Source organism: Methylocystis sp. NC52PC (assembly GCF_055698645.1).
This window is the reverse complement of the sequence record NZ_CP170127.1, coordinates 1,717,501-1,735,814: the sequence shown is the minus strand read 5'-3', so window position 1 is coordinate 1,735,814 and position 18,314 is coordinate 1,717,501. Positions and strand designations below refer to the sequence as shown.

General features: G+C 63.8%; 13 protein-coding genes, 2 tRNA genes and 2 rRNA genes (1 of these 17 running past the window's edge). 14 read left to right on the top strand and 3 right to left on the bottom strand.

Features of this window, described 5'->3' with window-relative positions:
• The first annotated feature begins 107 nt into the window (after positions 1–107).
• The 14 genes from ACETII_RS10355 to rfbD all read left to right on the top strand — a co-directional run bounded on the left by ACETII_RS10355 (position 108) and on the right by rfbD (position 16,686).
• Positions 108–182, top strand: a tRNA-Thr gene (locus ACETII_RS10355).
• 283 nt (positions 183–465) lie between these two features.
• Positions 466–1,206: a bestrophin-like domain gene (locus tag ACETII_RS10350; protein ID WP_363345602.1), complete on the top strand. Its 741-nt coding sequence runs from the start codon at positions 466–468 to the stop codon at positions 1,204–1,206.
• 726 nt (positions 1,207–1,932) lie between these two features.
• The gene (locus ACETII_RS10345; protein ID WP_472787961.1) at positions 1,933–3,078 is read left to right on the top strand and encodes an alpha-amylase; all 1,146 of its coding nucleotides are present in this window, start codon (positions 1,933–1,935) and stop codon (positions 3,076–3,078) included.
• 53 nt (positions 3,079–3,131) lie between these two features.
• Positions 3,132–3,296, top strand: a complete 165-nt coding sequence (locus ACETII_RS10340; RefSeq protein WP_472787960.1) for a hypothetical protein — start codon at positions 3,132–3,134, stop codon at positions 3,294–3,296.
• An 83-nt stretch (positions 3,297–3,379) separates the two neighbouring features.
• Positions 3,380–3,952, top strand: a complete 573-nt coding sequence (locus ACETII_RS10335) for an ANTAR domain-containing response regulator (protein WP_363345596.1) — start codon at positions 3,380–3,382, stop codon at positions 3,950–3,952.
• The gene (locus ACETII_RS10330) at positions 3,949–5,103 is read left to right on the top strand and encodes a CmpA/NrtA family ABC transporter substrate-binding protein (RefSeq protein ID WP_472787959.1); all 1,155 of its coding nucleotides are present in this window, start codon (positions 3,949–3,951) and stop codon (positions 5,101–5,103) included. Before ACETII_RS10335 ends, ACETII_RS10330 begins: the two co-directional genes overlap by 4 nt.
• 298 nt (positions 5,104–5,401) lie before the next feature.
• Positions 5,402–6,700, top strand: coding sequence for a CmpA/NrtA family ABC transporter substrate-binding protein (locus ACETII_RS10325; protein WP_472787958.1), 1,299 nt, complete (start codon positions 5,402–5,404; stop codon positions 6,698–6,700).
• Between the two features lie 20 nt (positions 6,701–6,720).
• Positions 6,721–7,611 carry a nitrate ABC transporter permease gene (gene ntrB, locus ACETII_RS10320; RefSeq protein ID WP_363345590.1) on the top strand — a complete coding sequence of 297 codons (891 nt, stop codon included), beginning with the start codon at positions 6,721–6,723 and terminating at the stop codon, positions 7,609–7,611.
• Between the two features lie 11 nt (positions 7,612–7,622).
• On the top strand, positions 7,623–8,408 hold the full coding sequence (locus ACETII_RS10315; RefSeq protein ID WP_472787957.1) for an ABC transporter ATP-binding protein: 786 nt from the start codon (positions 7,623–7,625) through the stop codon (positions 8,406–8,408).
• A 12-nt stretch (positions 8,409–8,420) separates the two neighbouring features.
• On the top strand, positions 8,421–9,632 hold the full coding sequence (locus ACETII_RS10310; protein ID WP_472787956.1) for an NAD(P)/FAD-dependent oxidoreductase: 1,212 nt from the start codon (positions 8,421–8,423) through the stop codon (positions 9,630–9,632).
• Position 9,633: 1 nt separating this feature from the next.
• On the top strand, positions 9,634–11,391 hold the full coding sequence (locus ACETII_RS10305) for a NirA family protein (protein WP_472787955.1): 1,758 nt from the start codon (positions 9,634–9,636) through the stop codon (positions 11,389–11,391).
• Complete coding sequence (locus ACETII_RS10300) at positions 11,388–12,980, top strand: sulfite reductase subunit alpha (RefSeq protein ID WP_472787954.1); 1,593 nt, start codon at positions 11,388–11,390, stop codon at positions 12,978–12,980. Before ACETII_RS10305 ends, ACETII_RS10300 begins: the two co-directional genes overlap by 4 nt.
• A 9-nt stretch (positions 12,981–12,989) precedes the next feature.
• The gene (locus tag ACETII_RS10295; RefSeq protein WP_472788149.1) at positions 12,990–15,692 is read left to right on the top strand and encodes a nitrate reductase; all 2,703 of its coding nucleotides are present in this window, start codon (positions 12,990–12,992) and stop codon (positions 15,690–15,692) included.
• A gap of 88 nt (positions 15,693–15,780) precedes the next feature.
• Entirely contained in the window at positions 15,781–16,686 is a 906-nt protein-coding gene (gene rfbD, locus ACETII_RS10290) for a dTDP-4-dehydrorhamnose reductase (RefSeq protein WP_472787953.1), read from the top strand.
• Positions 16,687–16,793: 107 nt separating this feature from the next.
• Here the strand turns inward: rfbD and ACETII_RS10285 are convergent.
• The 3 genes from ACETII_RS10285 to ACETII_RS10275 form a co-directional block, all read right to left on the bottom strand.
• Positions 16,794–16,870 (bottom strand) — tRNA-Met (locus tag ACETII_RS10285).
• 76 nt (positions 16,871–16,946) lie between these two features.
• Positions 16,947–17,062, bottom strand: a 5S ribosomal RNA gene (gene rrf, locus ACETII_RS10280).
• 140 nt (positions 17,063–17,202) lie between these two features.
• Positions 17,203–18,314 (bottom strand): 23S ribosomal RNA (locus ACETII_RS10275) (it continues 1,827 nt past the right edge of the window).

Genomic DNA, 18,314 nt, shown 5'->3' with positions numbered 1-18,314 from the left:
GATGAAGATCGGGTCCAGCGCGTCCTCAGCCCGCTTGCGACTCGCGCCGGGCTGTGGCACAAGGCCGGTGTCCGCGCGCCCCTGGCCGCAGGCCCCAAAGACCCAGCGCTGCAGTAGCTCAGTGGTAGAGCACTCCCTTGGTAAGGGAGAGGTCGAGAGTTCAATCCTCTCTTGCAGCACCATTCTCTTAAAAGGCCTGGATTAGCGCCCTCGGCTCGCCGGGTGGCGGGGCTCGCGATTTGCTGCGCCATCCACGACGCCGACGCGCGCAGACGTCCCCTCGCCGCTGGACGACAGGCGCGCGCCGGTGGCGAGCTTCGCGTGCGAGCCTCTTCATGGCGGCGACTTCTCCCTCTCGTCCGCCGCCCCGACGCGTCGGGCTCGGGAGCGCAAAGAGCCGCTGCTCATCCCCATTTCTTGAGGTATATCGTCGGTTCCCGGAGAGGTCTTTAAACCATGAGCCCGTTGGTCGTCAGCCTGATCGCCCTGTTCTGCATTTTCGCCTCCGCCGTCGGCGGAATGATTGCAAAGGAATTCTTGCCTGAGCACTTCCTCAGCGAAGAATCGAAAACGATCATCAAGGCGGCGCGAAGCGTCGTCATCGGCCTCGCCGCATTGACGCTTGGCCTCCTCATCGCCACGGCGAAAGGCTCGTTCGACGGCAAAGAGCTGCAACTCAAGGAGGGCACGGCGAAAATGATCGTCCTGAACCGCTTGCTCCTCAAATATGGAAACAAATCCGACGCCGCCCGCAATGCGCTCCGACAGGTTGCGATCGCCGGCATAAGCATCATTGAAGAGACGTCCAAAGGACGTCCGGTCAAAGAAGCGAAAGGCGAGGGCATCGATGACCTCACCGTCAAACTGATGGAGCTGCCTGAGCAGAACGCGGCTCAGACATGGTTGAAGAACGCTGCGCTGTCTCTTGGCAACGAAGTAGCGATCTCGCGCTGGAAAATCTACCAGAGCACCTCCAGCACAATTTCCCCTCTCTTTTTGGCGGTCTTGGTCTTCTGGCTGATGACCATCTTTTTCAGCCTCGGTCTGATCGCCCCGGCGAACGCCGCGGTGCTGTCCGCGCTGTTCATGGCGGCGCTCTCAATGACCGGCGCGATCCTTCTCACACTCGAGTTGGATCAGCCCTACGACGGCATGATTCAAATGTCCGTCGAGCCGCTGAAGATGGCTCTCCAGCAGTTTCGCTGAAACCATTCCGTCGATTGCGACTGAAAAAGCCGGCCCGGACAGCCGGCGGCGTCCCTGACGCTCGGCTGCCGACGCCGTTCTGTCCGCCGGATCAGCCTGAAGCTGCGGGATCGCCGGCGCACGAACCAGTCAGTCACAGGGGCGGCGCCAGCAGTGGTAGGGCCCACAGGCCGCACATAGCAAAGGGGGACGCGAGCGGCCCCAGCCTGGCGAGCGGCGTCCCGCATGAGTCTCGCATGGTCCCTCTCGAAACAATAATAAGTAGCAGCAGACCCTTATTATAAAGCGCAACCGCGGTTTGGTTGCATGGCGCCGCCGGGTCGGCGCTTAAGGGATTCTCCTTGCCGCCGGGCGTAACCTGCGCGGAGTTTCACAGCGGCGGCGCCTCGTCGGACCGTCGTCCGCCGGCTGCGCAAATCCCGTGCAGGCGTCTGAATTTGCATCTCATCGTGACTGCAAAAACGCCAAGTCGTTCGTCGCTATTGCAGGCAGGCGCCGCGAAACGCCGTGAAACCGCAGGGTCGCCAGCGTCGGCGAGATTGGCGCGATCTTTGCACGATTGTTGACCACGCCACGACGCGCGTCGACGACCCAAGGGCGGGTCACAATCAGCAACGCCGCTGTTCCGAAAAGCTTGCGCAGAAATGCGCCGCTTTCGGACAGCGGCTTTTTTTTGTGCTCTCGGCCCGGCAGCCCGGCGCCGCAAGCAGGATTGGCAGGCTGACGATGAAACTGAAACGAAAGCTCATGGCGTCGTTCCCGCACGCCTATTGGAAGACGGGAGTCGCCGCCCTCGCTTTCACGCTGGCTTCTTATGGCGCAAACGCGGGAGAGGCTGCAAAGAAGCCGGCTGCGGCAAAGCTCGCCCCCGCGCCCGCCGCCGCCCCGCCGGCGCTGCCGCCCGCGCCGATGGGCGTTTTCGGCGCCGATATGCCGGCGCCAGGTCGATTCACACTTGCGGCCTCAGCCGGCTTCGCGAATTTCTCGGGCCAGCGGATCGGCTCGCAGGGCGTGTCCTCCGCCTTCGTCGCCGCAACCACGCCTTATCTCTTCAACCCGACGCAGACGCTTCGGCTCGTGCCGCAGAACATCGCGGTCGCCGTCCAGCAGCTCGGAATGGCTTACGGCGTCGCCAAGGACTTCGCCATCGTGATCACCGCCAATATGGTCGAGCGCAATCTCGACATGCTCACCTTCAAAGGGCTTACCCGCAGCATCAATCCTCTCGGCATGAGCTACACGGGAACGGCAGGCTTCGGCGATCTGATGGCGGCGGGCATTTATCGCCTGTATCAAGACGACGTCCATCGCATCCAGATCAATCTCGGCATGTCCTTCCCCACGGGGAGCAACCGCCAGATCTTTACGCTCCTGCAGCCGGACGCAAGCTATGTCACGAGCCGCGCCTTCTATGGGCTGCAGCCCGGGACCGGGACATATGACATCATGCCCGGCGTGGTTTACGCGGGACATCTGGACGCATGGTCCTGGGGGCTCTCTTATCGCGGCCGCCTCCCGCTCGGCGCAAATCCAGAAGGCTATCGCTGGGGCGATTACCATGAGTTCAACGCCTGGGGCGGCTATAACCTGCTGCCGGGCCTGACGACGACAATCCGCGCGCAGGCCTCTCTGATGGGAACGATCCGCGGCCTCGACTGGCAGATCCGCGGGCGCGCGCCCGCAGCCAACCCAAATTTCTACGGCGGGCAGCGCGTCGAAATATTCGGCGGCGCGACAATCGGCGGGAAGCTTGTCGGTCTTGACAATATGTCGCTCGCCGTGGAGGCGGGGCTCCCGGTTTACCAGAATCTGAACGGGCCGCAGATCATGAAGGACTGGCAGGCCGCCGTCTCAGTGCGCCTCAAGATCTAGTTGGTTCGCTTCGCCGTCGCCGCGCGCCGAACCGCTCGATAAGGAACCCGACAATGTCTTTCGACACAGCTCGGCGTCGCGCCCGCGCGACGCTCCGTGAGCGCAAAGCTTCTTGCTCGGACTATGTTCAGGCGGCCTTGCTCGCGGCGGCGATCTGCCTGGGAAGCGTCGCCGTCGTCAAAATCGTCGACGCGCTCTTGGACAAGCTGCATCGTTGACGTAAAGGAGACCGCTTGATCTTGCGGGCCAAGATGGATCAGTCCTTGCAACGCCATACGCCCAGAGACGCAGGGCGCAAACCTTGAAGATTGTTATCGTCGATGAAAGTCCGATCCGCGCCGCGATCCTTGAAGAAGGCTTGCGCGAAGCCGGATTCGTCGAGGTCGAGCGGATCGCCGAGACCCACAATCTGCTCAAGCGCGTTTACGCCATCGATCCGGACGTCATTCTCATCGATCTCGAGAATCCTTCCCGCGACGAACTCGAGCAGATGTTTCAGGTGAGTCGCGCCGTCCGGCGGCCCGTCGCCATGTTCGTCGATCAATCTGACGCCGCCTCCATTCAAGCTTCGGTGGACGCCGGCGTCTCCGCCTATATCGTCGGTGGGCTGAAGAAAGAGCGGATCAAGTCGATTCTCGATCTCTGCGTGTCGCGGTTCAACGCCTTCGCCAAGCTGCAAAGCGAATTGGAGCGCGCAAAGTCGGATTTACAGGAACGCAAGACGATCGACCGCGCCAAGGGCATTCTCATGAAGACGAAAAATCTCTCCGAGGAGGAGGCGTATCGCCTGCTCCGCGGCGTCGCCATGCGCGAAAGCAAAAAGATCGCCGACATTGCGCAGTCGGTGATTACGGCCTCGGAGTTGCTGAAATGACGTCGTGCAGGCCGCTCAAGATCGGATTCATGCCGCTCGTCGACGCGGCCAGCCTCTTCATTGCCGTGGACAAGGGTTTTGCGGCGGCGGAAGGCCTCGACATCGAGCTTGTGCGGGAAGTCTCCTGGTCCAACATCCGCGATCGTCTTGCCGTCGGCCATTACGACGCCGCGCATCTCCTCGCCCCAATGGCGATCGCCGCCACGCTCGGCCTCAACCAAGTCAAAGCCCCGCTCGTGGCGCCCTTTAACCTCGCGATGAACGGCAACGCCATAACTGTTTCGCGTCATCTCCACGCCCGCCTCGTCGAGGCGGCGAACGGCGATCTCGCGGACCCGTCCGTCAGCGCCCGCGCGCTGAAAACGATCATTTACGAAGACGAACGGCGCGGCGCCGAGCCTCTGACCTTCGGCATGACGTTTCCTTTTTCCCTGCATAATTATCAGTTGCGCTACTGGATGGCGGAGGCAGGAGTAAATCCGGATGAGGATTTGCGTCTTGTCGTGTTGCCGCCCCCGTTCATGGCTGAAAGCCTCGCTAAGGGACAACTCGACGGTTTTTGCGTCGGCGCTCCCTGGAATGCGGTCGCGGCCGAGGCTGGGGTTGGCGTGATCCTTCATCCGGCCTGCGACATTTTTCATCCGGCCCCGGAAAAAACGCTGGCGCTCCGCGAGAGCATGGCCAACAGCGATCCATCTGTCGTCGTGGCGCTCATCAACGCCTGTCTCAATGCGACGGACTTTATCCATGCGCCGGAAAATCGCGCAGAGGTCGCGTCGATCCTCGCCCGCCCCGACCGGGTTGGCGTCGAGGCGCGCACCATCCGCGCCATTCTCGATACGAGCTTGAACGTGACAGTTGAACGGGGCGCAAGAAGTAATCTCATCTTCGGCGACCGCGTCGTCGGCCGTCCTGAGCCCTATCAGGCGGCGTGGCTTTATGGGCAGATGGCGCGATGGGGACAGGCGCGCTTGTCACGCGAGGCCTTGGGGATTTCGAAGGACGTCTTCGACCCGGCTTTCTTCGACAAAGCCGCCGGCGTCAAGGCTGCAACGGCGCCCTCCCCCATCACGGCCTTCGCGGGCCCCGCCTTCACCGGCGACGCGCTCGAGACATATATCGCCGCCTTTGCAATAAGCTCGAGAAGCTGATGACCTTTTTCACATCGTTTGGCCTGAAGATTTGGCGCCTGACGCTCAACCCCTCGGCGCCTGCTACGATATTGCGCCGAGTCTGATCCGATTTCCTCACCACGATCGCCGACCGCGACCTGGCGCCCGTGTTGCATTTAAGAGTTGGAAACGCGCCGCGCGTGGCGCGCCTGGCCCGCCGAAGGGCTTATGCAGCAACGCCGCTGTGTCGAAAACGTCCGAGTCTCTCGGGCCTTTTCGCACAGCGGCTTTTTTATTGCGCCACCGGGCGCGGCGAGTCGACGACCGAGGGAAAATAATGTCGAAAAAATCAGACGCCTTCACTTCCAGCTTCGATCGCCGGCGCCTGCTGAAGGGCGTGGCGGCGGCGGCCGCGGCTACGATCGCGCCGCGGGGCGTATTTGCTGAAACGGCGGGCCCCGAGACGACAAAAGCGATCCTCGGCTACATCGCGCTCACCGACGCCGCGCCTCTGATCGTCGCGAAGGAAAAGGGTCTCTTTGCAAAATACGGCATGCCCGACGTCGAGGTCGTTAAACAGGCGTCGTGGGGCGCGACGCGCGACAATCTTGTCCTCGGCGGCGCGGCCAATGGCGTCGACGGCGCCCATATTCTGACGCCCATGCCCTATCTGATCGCGACAGGCAAGGTGACGCAGAATAATGCGCCGACGCCCATGTATATCCTTGCGCGCCTCAATCTCGACTGCCAGGGCATTTCCGTCTCAAACGACTACAAGGACGCGAAAGCGACCGTTAAGGCGGATGCGCTGAAAGCCGCCTTCGCGCGTAAAAAGTCCGAGGGGAAGGAGATCAAGGTCGCGATGACCTTCCCTGGCGGCACGCATGATCTGTGGCTGCGCTACTGGCTCGCGGCCGCCGGCATTGACCCCGACAAGGACGTTTCGACCATCGTCGTTCCACCGCCGCAGATGGTTGCGAATATGAAGGTCGGCAATATGGACGCCTTTTGCGTCGGCGAGCCCTGGAACGAGCAGCTCGTCAATCAGGGCGTTGGATATACTGCGTGCACGACCGGTGAAATCTGGCGGAAGCATCCCGAGAAAGCGCTCGGCATGCGCGCCGAATGGGTCGACAAGAATCCGAAGGCCGCAAGAGCCCTGGTCGCCGCGGTGATCGAGGCCCAACAATGGTGCGACAAGGACGACCATAAGGCGGAAGTCGCGGAGATCGTTGGACGCCGCCAATGGTTCAACGCGCCAGTCTCCGACATCGTCGGTCGCCTCAAAGGCGATATTAATTACGGCGCCGGCCGCACTGAAACAGGCACGAAATACGGGATGAAATTCTGGCGGGACAACGCCTCCTATCCCTTCAAGAGCCACGACGCCTGGTTCATCGCCGAGGAGATTCGCTGGGGCAAGCTCGACCCCAAGACCGATATCAAGGGCCTCGTCGCCAAGGTCAATCGCGAGGACCTCTGGCGCGAGGCGGCGAAAACCGCCGGCGTCGCCAGCAAGGATATTCCGGCGTCGACGTCGCGGGGCAAGGAAACCTTCTTCGATGGGAAGGTTTTCGACCCCGACAGGCCGTTCGACTATCTCAAGAGCCAATCCATCAAGCGCGCCGAAGTCTAAGAGAGAAGAGAGAGAGCAGCATGACGATGCCCGTCACGCGCGATGAGCGCACGACCGACTTTTACGACGCGGAGATCGAGGAAGCGTTCCGCCGCCGGCGCACGCCGTTGCTGATCAAATACAAGGGAGCGATCAAGGCCTTCTTCGCCGCCGTCCTGCCCCCGCTCATCACGCTTGCGCTGCTTCTTCTCGCCTGGCAGCTCTTGTGCGCCAAGCCGACGTCGGCGCTTCCCTCTCCGGCGCGGATCTGGAGCGAGGCGGGAGATCTCATCCTGCATCCCTTCTACGAGGCTGGCTCGCAGGATATGGGGCTCGGCTGGCGTGTGTTGACGTCCTTGCGCCGCGTCGCCGTGGGTTTCGGCCTTGCGAGCGTCGCAGGCGTTCTGCTCGGCGCCTTCGTCGGGCAATCGCAGTGGGCGACTCGGGGCCTCGATCCGATCTTTCAGATCTTGCGCACCGTGCCGCCGCTCGCCTGGTTGCCGATCTCCCTCGCCGCTTTCCGCGACAGCCAGCCTTCGGCGATCTTCGTCATCTTCATCACCTCGATCTGGCCCATCGTCATCAATACCGCGGTCGGCATCAGGAACATTCCTAAGGACTATCGCAATGTCGCGGCGGTGCTGCGCCTCAACCATATCGAGTTCTTCTGGAAGATCATGATTCCCTCCGCTGCGCCCTACATCTTCACCGGCCTGCGTATCGGCGTCGGTCTCTCCTGGCTCGCCATCGTCGCAGCGGAAATGCTCACGGGCGGCGTCGGCATTGGCTTCTTCATCTGGGACGCCTGGAACTCGTCGCGCCTGCCCGACATTTTCGTCGCGCTCGTCTACATCGGCCTCACCGGCTTCATCCTGGATCGGCTCGTCGCGCTCATCGGCTATCTGGCGACGCGCGGCGCCGCGACGAATTAAGGAGCGAAACAATGCCCGGCTACCTCAAGATTGAAGGCGTCGACAAGGTTTTCCCCGGCGGCGCGAAAGTCCTGGAAAATGTCTCGCTGCGCGTCGAAAAAAGCCAATTCATTTCCATTATTGGCCATTCCGGCTGTGGCAAGTCCACCTTGCTCAATATCGTCGCTGGATTGATTCCCGCGACGAGCGGCGTGGTCCTGCTCGAGGAACAGGAAGTCAATGCGCCGGGCCCCGACCGCGCTGTCGTCTTTCAAAACCACTCGCTGCTGCCGTGGCTCACGGCCTATGAAAATGTCCGCCTCGCCGTCGACAAGGTTTTTGGCGGCGCGTCCAGCCGCGCCGAGCGCCATGAATGGACTCTCCATAATCTGGAGCTCGTGCGGATGGCGCAGGCCAAGGACAAACGGCCAGGCGAAATCTCGGGCGGGATGAAGCAGCGCGTGGGCATTGCGCGCGCGCTGGCGATGCAGCCGAAAGTCCTGCTTCTCGACGAGCCCTTCGGCGCGCTCGACGCTTTGACCCGCGCGCATTTGCAGGACCAGGTCATGGCCCTTCAGGAGCGTCTCGGCAATACGGTCATGATGGTGACGCACGACGTCGATGAAGCGGTTCTTCTTTCCGATCGCATCGTGATGATGACCAACGGACCGCAGGCGACCATCGGCGAGGTGCTCGACGTCTCCCTGCCCCGCCCGCGCGACCGCATCGCTCTGGCGACGGACCCCGTCTATCTCGACTGCCGCCAGCGCGTGCTGCAGTTCCTCTATGAGCGTCACCGCTATGTGGAAGCGGCGTAAGGAGAGCGCAGCATGGATCGCGAGAAGCTCCTCATCATTGGCGGCGGCATGGCCGCGACGCGGCTGATCGAAGAGACGGCGGCGGCCGCGCCCGGCCGCTACAGTATGACCGTGATCGGAGAGGAGCCCCGTCTCGCCTATAATCGCGTGCTGCTCTCTTCCGTGCTCGCCGGCGAGGCTGAGCTCGCCGACATCGAATTGAGACCTGCACAATGGTGGCGCGCGGCCGGCGTCGAGTTCCTCTCCGGACGCCGGGCGGTCGACATCGACCGCGCCGGGCGCGTGGTTGCGCTCGACGACGGCGCGCGGCTTCCCTATTCCAAACTCGTGCTGGCGACCGGATCGCGCGCCCTCCGCTTGAACATAGAGGGCGCTGCGCTTCCCGGCGTTCATACGTTTCGCGACGTCGCCGACGTCGACGCGCTCTCTCGACTCGGCGCCGAAGGCAAAAACGTTCTGGTCATTGGCGGCGGCCTTCTCGGCCTCGAAGCCGCTTATGGCCTGGTCAGACGCGGCGCAAATGTGACACTCGCCCATGTCATGGACCGACTGATGGAGCGCCAGCTCGACGCCGAAGGCGGCGCGCTCTTGAAGCGCCTCGTCGAAGCAACGGGCGTCCGCGTCCGGCTCGGCGCCGATACGGCGCGCGTCGGCGGAGACGGCCGCGTGCAGTGGGCCGCGTTCGCCGATGGTTCCTTGCTCGAAGTCGACGCCGTCGTCTTCGCTGTCGGCATTCGCGCAAACGCCGAACTCGCCAACAAGTCGGGCCTCGCCGTCCAGCGTGGCGTCATGGTGGATGATGGGCTCGCAAGCAGCGATCCGAACATCTCGGCCATCGGCGAATGCGCCGAACATCGCGGCGTCTGTTACGGGCTCGTCGAACCTGCCTATGAGCAGGCGCGTATTCTCGCGGCCCGCCTCGCCGGACGCGCGGCGCAATATGAGGGAAGCACTGTTTCGACGAATTTGAAGGTCTCGGGCGTGCGGGTCTTTTCCGCCGGCGATTATCTCGCGCAAAGCGGGGCGGATATTTTGTACTGCAAGGATCCGCGCATGGGCGTTTACAGAAAGCTCGTTGTTCAGGACGACAGGCTCACGGGGGCGATTCTCATCGGCGATACGAGCGGCGCCCGCGATTGCCTGGCGTTCATCCGCTCTGGAGAACGCGTGGCGGACTTGCATGAATTGCTGTTCGGCGCGCCGCGCCTCGATAAGGCGGCCTGACATGACGGCGGATTTCACGCTTGACCAAAAGCGCTATCTCGAAGGCTTCGCCGCCGGCTTCTCGGCGCGCGGCGGTCGCGGCGCGCCGGCGGCGCCGGCCAAGCCGGTCGGACCGGACGCAGCGCATCTCGAAGCGCAGGACCGCGTCGTCGCCGCCGGCGGAAAGCTCTGCGATCAGGAAAAATGGAAGCGCGAGGAACATCCGTTCGACGCCTATCCGCGCCTCGTCGCGGAGGCGCGCGACAACGCGCCGCCGAAGCCCGCCGACAATTTTCGTTGGCGTTACTACGGGCTTTTCTATGTGGCGCCGGCCCAGGACGCCTATATGTGCCGGCTGCGCATTCCCAACGGCCTTCTCACCCATTGGCAGCTGACGGGGCTCGCCGATCTCGCTGAAACCCATGGCGGCGGCTATCTGCATGTGACCACGCGCGCAAACATTCAGATTCGCGAGATCGCGCCAGAAGACGCCGTAAGCGTAATCGAGACCGTGCAGGATCTCGGGTTATGGTCGAAGGGTTCGGGCGCCGACAATATTCGTAACGTCACCGGAACCCCGACGGCAGGCGTCGATCCGCAGGAGCTGATCGACACCCGTCCCTATGCGCGCGCCATGCACCATCATATTCTCAATGACCGCTCGCTTTCTGGTCTGCCGCGCAAGTTCAACATCGCTTTCGACGGGGCGGGCAAGATTGGCGCGCTGGAGGATACGAACGACGTCGGCTTTCAGGCCGTAGAGATTGTCGAGGGCCATGGCTCGCCGCCCCGCGTCTATTTCCGGCTCGCGCTCGGCGGCATCACCGGCCACAAGGATTTCGCGCGCGACACTGGCGTGATCGTGCCGCCTGACGAGGCGATCGAGGTCGCAGACGCAATTCTTCGTGTCTTCATCGACCACGGCGACCGAACCAATCGCGCCAAAGCGCGGCTGAAATATCTGCTGGACGCCTGGGGCTTCGAAACGTTCCTTGCGGCCGTGGAGGAGAAACTCGGGCGCAAGCTCCTGCGCGTCCCCGCGGGCGCCGCGCTTGCGCGTCCCCGGCAGGATCGCGGCGCCCATATCGGCGCGCATCGGCAAAAGCAGCCGGGTTTGAACTGGCTCGGCGTCTCCCTGCCTCTCGGCCGCCTGACGCCGGCGCAAGCGCGCGGTCTCGCAAATGTGGCGGCGCAGTACGGCGACGGCGGTCTGCGGCTCACTGTCTGGCAGAATGTCTTGTTGACAGGCGTCGCCGACGACAAGCTTGCGCAGGCCGAGGCGGCCATCGAGGCGCTTGGAGTTTCGACGCGCGCCTCGCCCCTTCGCACGGGGCTCGTCGCCTGCACCGGAAATTCAGGCTGCCGCTTCGCCGCCGCAGACACGAAACGCCACGCCCTGGAAATCGCCGACTATTGCGAGAGCGCGGCGCTCCTCGATACGCCGGTGAACATCCACGTGACCGGCTGCCATCACTCTTGCGCGCAGCATTACATCGGCGACATCGGACTCATCGGCGCGCGCGTGCCGATCAACGACGAGGGCGACACGGGCGAGGGATATCACATCCTCGTGGGCGGCGGCTTCGCCGAGGACGCCGCCATCGCGCGAGAGCTTTATCGTGACGTCCGGGCGGAGGACGCGCCGCGCGTCGTGGCCGGCGTACTCCGCGCCTATCGCAACAATCGCGCGAGCGACTCCGAGGATTTCGCCGGCTTTGCGCGCCGCCTCGAAACAGAGACGATCCGCCGTCTCGCCGACGCAGAAAAGACCGCCCCATGAATCACATTGCGCCCCCCGCCGATCTCATTCCCGAAAGCGCGCCCTTCTCGCCTGAGCAGCGCGCCTGGCTCAACGGCTTTTTCGCCGGTTTCGCTGCGCCCGACGGCGCCGCCGTCACGCCTCTCAGCCCGGCAGGCAATGCGGCGATCATGGCCGCCGCCGACGGCGACGACGCCGAGACGCCCTGGCGCGATCCAGCGCTCTCTCTCGACGAACGCATGCGGCTCGCCGAGGGGCGGCCCTTGCGGCGGCGCATGATGGCGGCGATGGCGCAGCAGGACTGCGGCCAGTGCGGCTATAATTGCGAAGCCTACGCCGAGGCCGTCGCCTCGCGAAAGGAGACCCGACTCAATCTCTGCGCTCCGGGCGGCAAGGCGACTGCGCGGATGCTGAAAGGGCTGTCGGACGAATTGCAAGCCGCGCCCGCAGGGCCCGTGGCCGCCGCCATCGCGGCGGACGAGGGGTTGTCCCGCGCCCCCGGCCGCGCGCGCGAGGCGCCCGTTCACGCGACTTTCCTGACGCGACGGCGATTGAACAAGGAGGGGTCTAAGAAGGAGACCTGGCACGTCGAATTCGACATTTCCGAGAGCGGGCTCGATTACGCTGCGGGCGACAGTTTCGGCGTTTTCGCGAAAAACGATCTTGGCCTCGTCGATCAGATCATCGCCATGCTCGGCGCCTCGCATATGACGCCCGTGCGCGGCAAGACTTTACGCGAAGCGCTGCAAGGCGACGTGTCGCTCTCGCCCGCGCCCGACGCCTTGTTCGACCTCATTTCCTTCGTCACCGGCGGGGCCGCCCGCGAAAAGGCGCGGCGTCTGGCGCAGGGCGACGACCCCGACGGCGACGCCGCGTCGCTCGACGTGCTCGCGGCGCTTCAGAAGTTTTCCGGCGCGAGGCCGCATGCCGAGGCCTTCGTCGAAGCGCTCGAGCCGCTGCAGCCGCGCCTTTATTCCATCTCTTCGTCTCCAAAGGCGGCGCCGGGGCGCCTGTCCCTCACCGTCGACGCCGTGCGTTATGTCGTCGGCAAGCGCAAGCGGCTGGGCGTCGCCTCCACCTTTCTCGCTGAACGCGTCGCGCCGGGCGAGACGCTGCCGGTCTATGTTCAGGCGGCGCACGGCTTCGCGCTCCCGGGGGACGCGTCGAAACCAATCATCATGGTGGGGCCGGGCACGGGCGTCGCGCCTTTTCGCGCCTTTTTGCAGGAACGCGCCGCGACCGGCGCGAGGGGCCGAAACTGGCTCTTCTTCGGCCATCAGCGCGCGGCTCACGATTTCTTCTACGCCGAGGAATTCGACGCCATGAAGGCCACGGGGCTGCTCACGCGCCTGTCTCTCGCCTGGTCGCGTGACGGCGAAGAAAAGTTCTACGTGCAGGATCGCATGCGCCAGGCCGGCCGCGAGCTCTGGGCCTGGCTCGCCGAAGGCGCGCATTTCTACGTCTGCGGCGACGCGCAACGCATGGCCAAGGACGTCGAGCGGGCGCTTGTCGATATCGTCGCCGAATATGGCGCGCGCAGCGTCGACGAGGCGATTGCTTTTGTCGCGGGTCTCAAGAAAGCTGGCCGTTATCAGCAGGACGTCTATTAAGGTATGGCGATGCTCGACGTTATTTCGAAGTCCGGCGCCGTTGCGGCGGTTGGCGCCGCGGCGGCGCCAGCGACGGCGACGAGGACGACATGCCCCTATTGTGGGGTCGGATGCGGCGTAATGGCTTCGGTCGATAAAGCGGGCGTCGCCCGCGTCGCCGGCGATCCGTCTCACCCCTCGAATTTCGGGCGTCTTTGCTCGAAAGGCTCGGCGCTCGGCGAGACGCTCGGCCTCGAAGGCCGATTGCTGCATCCCCTGCGCCGCAGCCAAGGGGGCGGTTTCGAACGCTTGTCGTGGGACGCCGCGCTCGACGCCGTCGCGGCGGGATTCAAGCGCATCGTCGATCGCCACGGACCGGACGCCGTCGCCTTTTATCTTTCCGGGCAGCTTCTCACCGAAGATTATTACGTCGCCAACAAGCTGATGAAGGGCTTCATCGGCTCGGCGAACGTCGACACCAATTCACGACTCTGCATGGCCTCCGCTGTGGCGGGACACAAGCGGGCTTTCGGGGCCGATGCGGTGCCGGGGTGTTACGAGGATCTCGACGCCGCCGATCTCATCGTGCTCGTCGGCTCGAACGCGGCCTGGTGCCATCCCGTCCTGTTCCAGCGCATCATGCGGAACCGGGAGGCGCGTGGCGCGCAGCTCGTCGTAATCGACACGCGCCGCACCGCAACGGCGGAGAGCGCCGATCTCTTTCTGCGGATCATGCCCGGTTCCGATCAGGCGCTGTTTTCGGGCCTCCTCGTCCATCTTGCGGAAAGCGGCGTCATCGACTCGGACCATATCGAGCGACGCACAACGGGGTTCGAGGCCGCGCTTGCGCAGGCGCGCCGCATCGCGCCGTCGATCGCCGCCGCCGCGGTGAGCGCCGGCCTGCCCGAAACCGAGGTTGCGGCGTTTTTCGATATGTTCGCGCGAACGGCGCGCGTCGTCACCGCCTTTTCCCAGGGTGTGAATCAGTCGGCCCAGGGAACCGACAAGGTCAACGCCATCATTAATTGTCATCTCGCGACGGGACGCATCGGAAAGCTCGGCTCCTCGCCCTTTTCGCTCACGGGCCAGCCCAACGCCATGGGCGGACGAGAGGTTGGCGGTCTCGCCAACAGCCTTGCCGCGCACATGGGATTCGAGCCGGAGAGCGTCGATCGCGTGGGACGTTTCTGGAACGCGCCGCGGATCGCCGAGCGGGAGGGCCTCAAGGCCGTCGCCATGTTCGAGGCTGTCGCGCGGGGCGACATCAAGGCGCTCTGGATCGTGGGCTCCAATCCGGCCGCTTCGCTCCCCGACGCGGACGCCGCCCGCGGGGCCCTGCAAAAACTCGAACTTCTCGTCGTGTCGGACAATGTGCGGTCGAACGACACCATCAACAGCGGCGCGCATCTTCTGCTCCCCGCACAGGCCTGGGGCGAAAAGAACGGGACGGTGACCAATTCGGAACGCCGGATTTCGCGGCAGCGCGCCTTTCTTTCGCCGCCGGGAGAGACGCGCCCGGATTGGGCGATCTTCAGCGACGTCGCCCGCCGGATGGGCTTTCCCGGCTTCGATTTCCGCTCGGCGGCCTGCGTCTTTCGCGAGCATGCGGCGCTCTCAGCCTTCGAGAACGCAGGAAAGCGCGACTTCGATCTGGGCGGTCTCGCCGAACTGAGCGACGACGCTTACGACGCGTTGGAGCCCACCCAGTGGCCGATCCGCCCCGGCGAAAGCGCCGGACGCTCGCGGTTGTTCGGCGAGGGCGCCTTCAACACGCCGGACGGGCGGGCGCGTTTCGTCGCGCCCGAGAAGCCGACGCTCGCCTCGGCTCTGACCGCCGACTATCCGCTGCGGCTCAATACTGGCCGCGTGCGCGATCAATGGCACAGCATGACGCGAACGGGAACAAGCCCGCGTCTCGCGCGCCACGCTCCCGAGCCTTTCGTGGAAATCAATCCGAAGGACGCGAAGGCCGCGGGCGTCGAACAGAATGGCTTCGCGCGCGTGGTCACCGCGCACGGGTCTTGCGTCTTGCGCGCGATCGTCACGGAGCGTCAGCCGACGGGACACTTGTTCGCGCCGATCCATTGGACCGACGAGACTTCGGCGCAGGCGCGGGTCGGCGCGCTCGTCCCGCCGTGCGTCGATCCGATTTCCGGCCAGCCGGAATCGAAGGCTGCGCCGGCGGCGATCGCGCCTTGCGCCTTTGCCCGCCAGGGCGTGCTGCTGGCCCGGCGGCCCCTGGCGCTGCCTCGAGGCATGTGGTGGGCGCGTCTCGCCGTGGCGGGCGGCTTTGCCTACCGGATCGCCAGCGACGCGCAAGCGTCCTTCTGGCTGGACTTCTTGCGCCGCAACGGCTCAGAGGACGTCGTTGAATTTTTTGACGAGGCTCAGGGGTTGTTGCGGGCCGCCGCTTTCCGCGCCGACCGCGCCGAGCTGTTCCTCGCGCTCGGGCGTTCGCCGCCACCTGTCGATGCGGGTCTGGATCTCTCCGCGCTCGATAAGCTCAGCGCCTCCCAGCGGCTTGAGCTCCTCTCAGGCGCGACGGCGCCGAGGGACGGCGAGAGCAGCCCTGTGGTCTGCGCCTGCTTCGGCGTCAGCGAGCGCAAAATCGACGCCGTTATTGCGTCTGGATGCACGGACGCGGCCGAGGTGGGTCGCCTGTTGCGCGCCGGAACCAATTGCGGCTCCTGCCTGCCTGAAATCAGGCGCATGATCGCCAAGCGTCGAGGCTGAAGCCCAATCGCGCAGGCGCCTGCGCGCCTTGCCGCACGCGGTCGGCAGAGGATAGACTTTGCGCCCCTCAACAGACAAAGGCGCGATCATGTCCCTCCGTCTCGCCGTTACCGGCCTTACCGGCCAGGTCGTCAGCGCCCTGATCGAGCGCGCGGCGAAGGACATCGAGATCACCGCGCTCGGGCGGCCACAGCTCGACCTTGGACTTCGCAACGCGGTGCTCGCCGGCCTGCGTCACGCGCGCTGCGATGCGATTGTGAACGCCGCCGCTTATACGGCCGTGGACAGGGCAGAGAGCGAGGCTGATCTCGCGATGCGGGTGAATGGCGAAGGCGCCGGGCATGTGGCCGAAGCGGCGGCGGAGCTGAATGTCCCGCTCCTGCACTTGTCGACAGATTACGTCTTCGACGGGACGCTGCCGCGTCCCTACCGGGAGGACGATCCCACCGGACCGACCTGCGCCTATGGACGCTCCAAGCTCGCCGGCGAGCACAACATCGCCGCGACCCATCCGAACCATGTCATTTTGCGCACCGCCTGGGTCTACAGCCCCTTCGGCGCCAATTTCGTGAAAACAATGCTGCGGCTTGGGGAGACGCGCGCGGAAGTCAGCGTCGTCGCTGATCAACTCGGTAATCCGACGAGCGCGATCGACATCGCCGACGCCATTTTCGTCATGGCGCGTCGTCTCGTCGAGGACCCGTCGCCGAGCTTGCGCGGGGTCTTCCACGTGACGGGGCAAGGCGACGCCAGTTGGGCGGATGTCGCGGAGGCGACCTTCGCCGCCGCAGAAAAGTTCGGACGCAAGCCCGTCCGCGTCCAGCGCATCTCCACCGCCGACTACCCCACCGCTGCGCGGCGGCCGGCGAATTCGCGGCTCGACAATGAAAAACTTGCAATCCGCTACGGGTTGCGGCTGCCGCCCTGGCGGCAATCGCTCGAGAGCTGCGTTGCGCGTGTTCTGATGGACAAAACCGGATCGCGCGCGGTTTGATGGGGATACGCCACGCTTTGAAAAAGGGGGTTGACGCGCCCCTGCGCTCGCGAAGCCCCGCCCTTCGGGGCAAGGGGCGTTTGGCGTTCGAGGTGGATTTTTTGTCTTGGATGCGGGGGCAGGATTTGAACCTGCGACCTTCAGGTTATGAGCCTGACGAGCTACCGGGCTGCTCCACCCCGCGCCGAGACGCTAAAAAGCGCCGCTTTTGGGCGGCGCTATGTGTGTGATCGGAAGAGGAAGGTTGATGTGTTTGGCAGGCCTGGCGACGACCTACTCTCCCAGGTCTTGAGACATAGTACCATTGGCGCTGAAGCGTTTGACGGCCGAGTTCGGGATGGGATCGGGTCTGATCGCTTCGCCGAAGGCCACCAGGCCGGCGAAACACATCGAAGCAAATGGGCGCTTTTGGCGCTTGTCTTTCTATCTCGGCCCTGACGCATACGTCCGAAAAGTGCGTAGCGGTTTTCGGATGAACGTATGCGCAAGGATTGTGATGGGCGTTGATAAATGAGAGCGATCAAGCTCAATCGAGCTATTAGTACCGGTAAGCTACGCGCGTCGCCGCGCTTCCACACCCGGCCTATCAACGTGGTCGTCTTCCACGGCTCTCGAGGGAGAACTCGTTTTGAGGTGGGTTTCCCGCTTAGATGCATTCAGCGGTTATCCCGTCCATACATAGCTACCCTGCACTGCGGCTGGCGCCACAACAGGTCCACCAGAGGTATGTTCATCCCGGTCCTCTCGTACTAGGGACAAATCCTCTCAATTCTCCTACACCCACGGCAGATAGGGACCGAACTGTCTCACGACGTTCTGAACCCAGCTCACGTACCACTTTAATCGGCGAACAGCCGAACCCTTGGGACCTTCTCCAGCCCCAGGATGTGATGAGCCGACATCGAGGTGCCAAACAACCCCGTCGATATGGACTCTTGGGGGTTATCAGCCTGTTATCCCCGGCGTACCTTTTATCCGTTGAGCGATGGCCCTTCCACGAGGGACCACCGGATCACTATGACCGACTTTCGTCTCTGCTCGACTTGTCTGTCTCGCAGTCAGGCAGGCTTATGCCATTGCACTCGACGAGCGATTTCCGACCGCTCTGAGCCCACCATCGCGCGCCTCCGTTACTCTTTGGGAGGCGACCGCCCCAGTCAAACTGCCTACCATGCATTGTCCCGGCCCCGGATGACGGAGCGCGGTTAGACATCCATGACGATAAGGGTGGTATTTCAAGGGTGGCTCCACACGAGCTGGCGCCCATGCTTCAAAGCCTACCACCTATCCTACACATGCCGACACGAATGCCAATGCAAAGTTACAGTAAAGGTGCACGGGGTCTTTCCGTCTGACCGCAGGAACCCCGCATCTTCACGGGGAATTCAATTTCACTGAGCTGACGTTGGAGACAGCGGGGAAGTCATTACGCCATTCGTGCAGGTCGGAACTTACCCGACAAGGAATTTCGCTACCTTAGGACCGTTATATTTACGGCCGCCGTTTACCGGGGCTTCAATTCAAGGCTTGCACCTCTCCTCTTAACCTTCCGGCACCGGGCAGGCGTCAGACCCTATACGTCATCTTGCGATTTCGCAGAGCCCTGTGTTTTTGTTAAACAGTTGCCA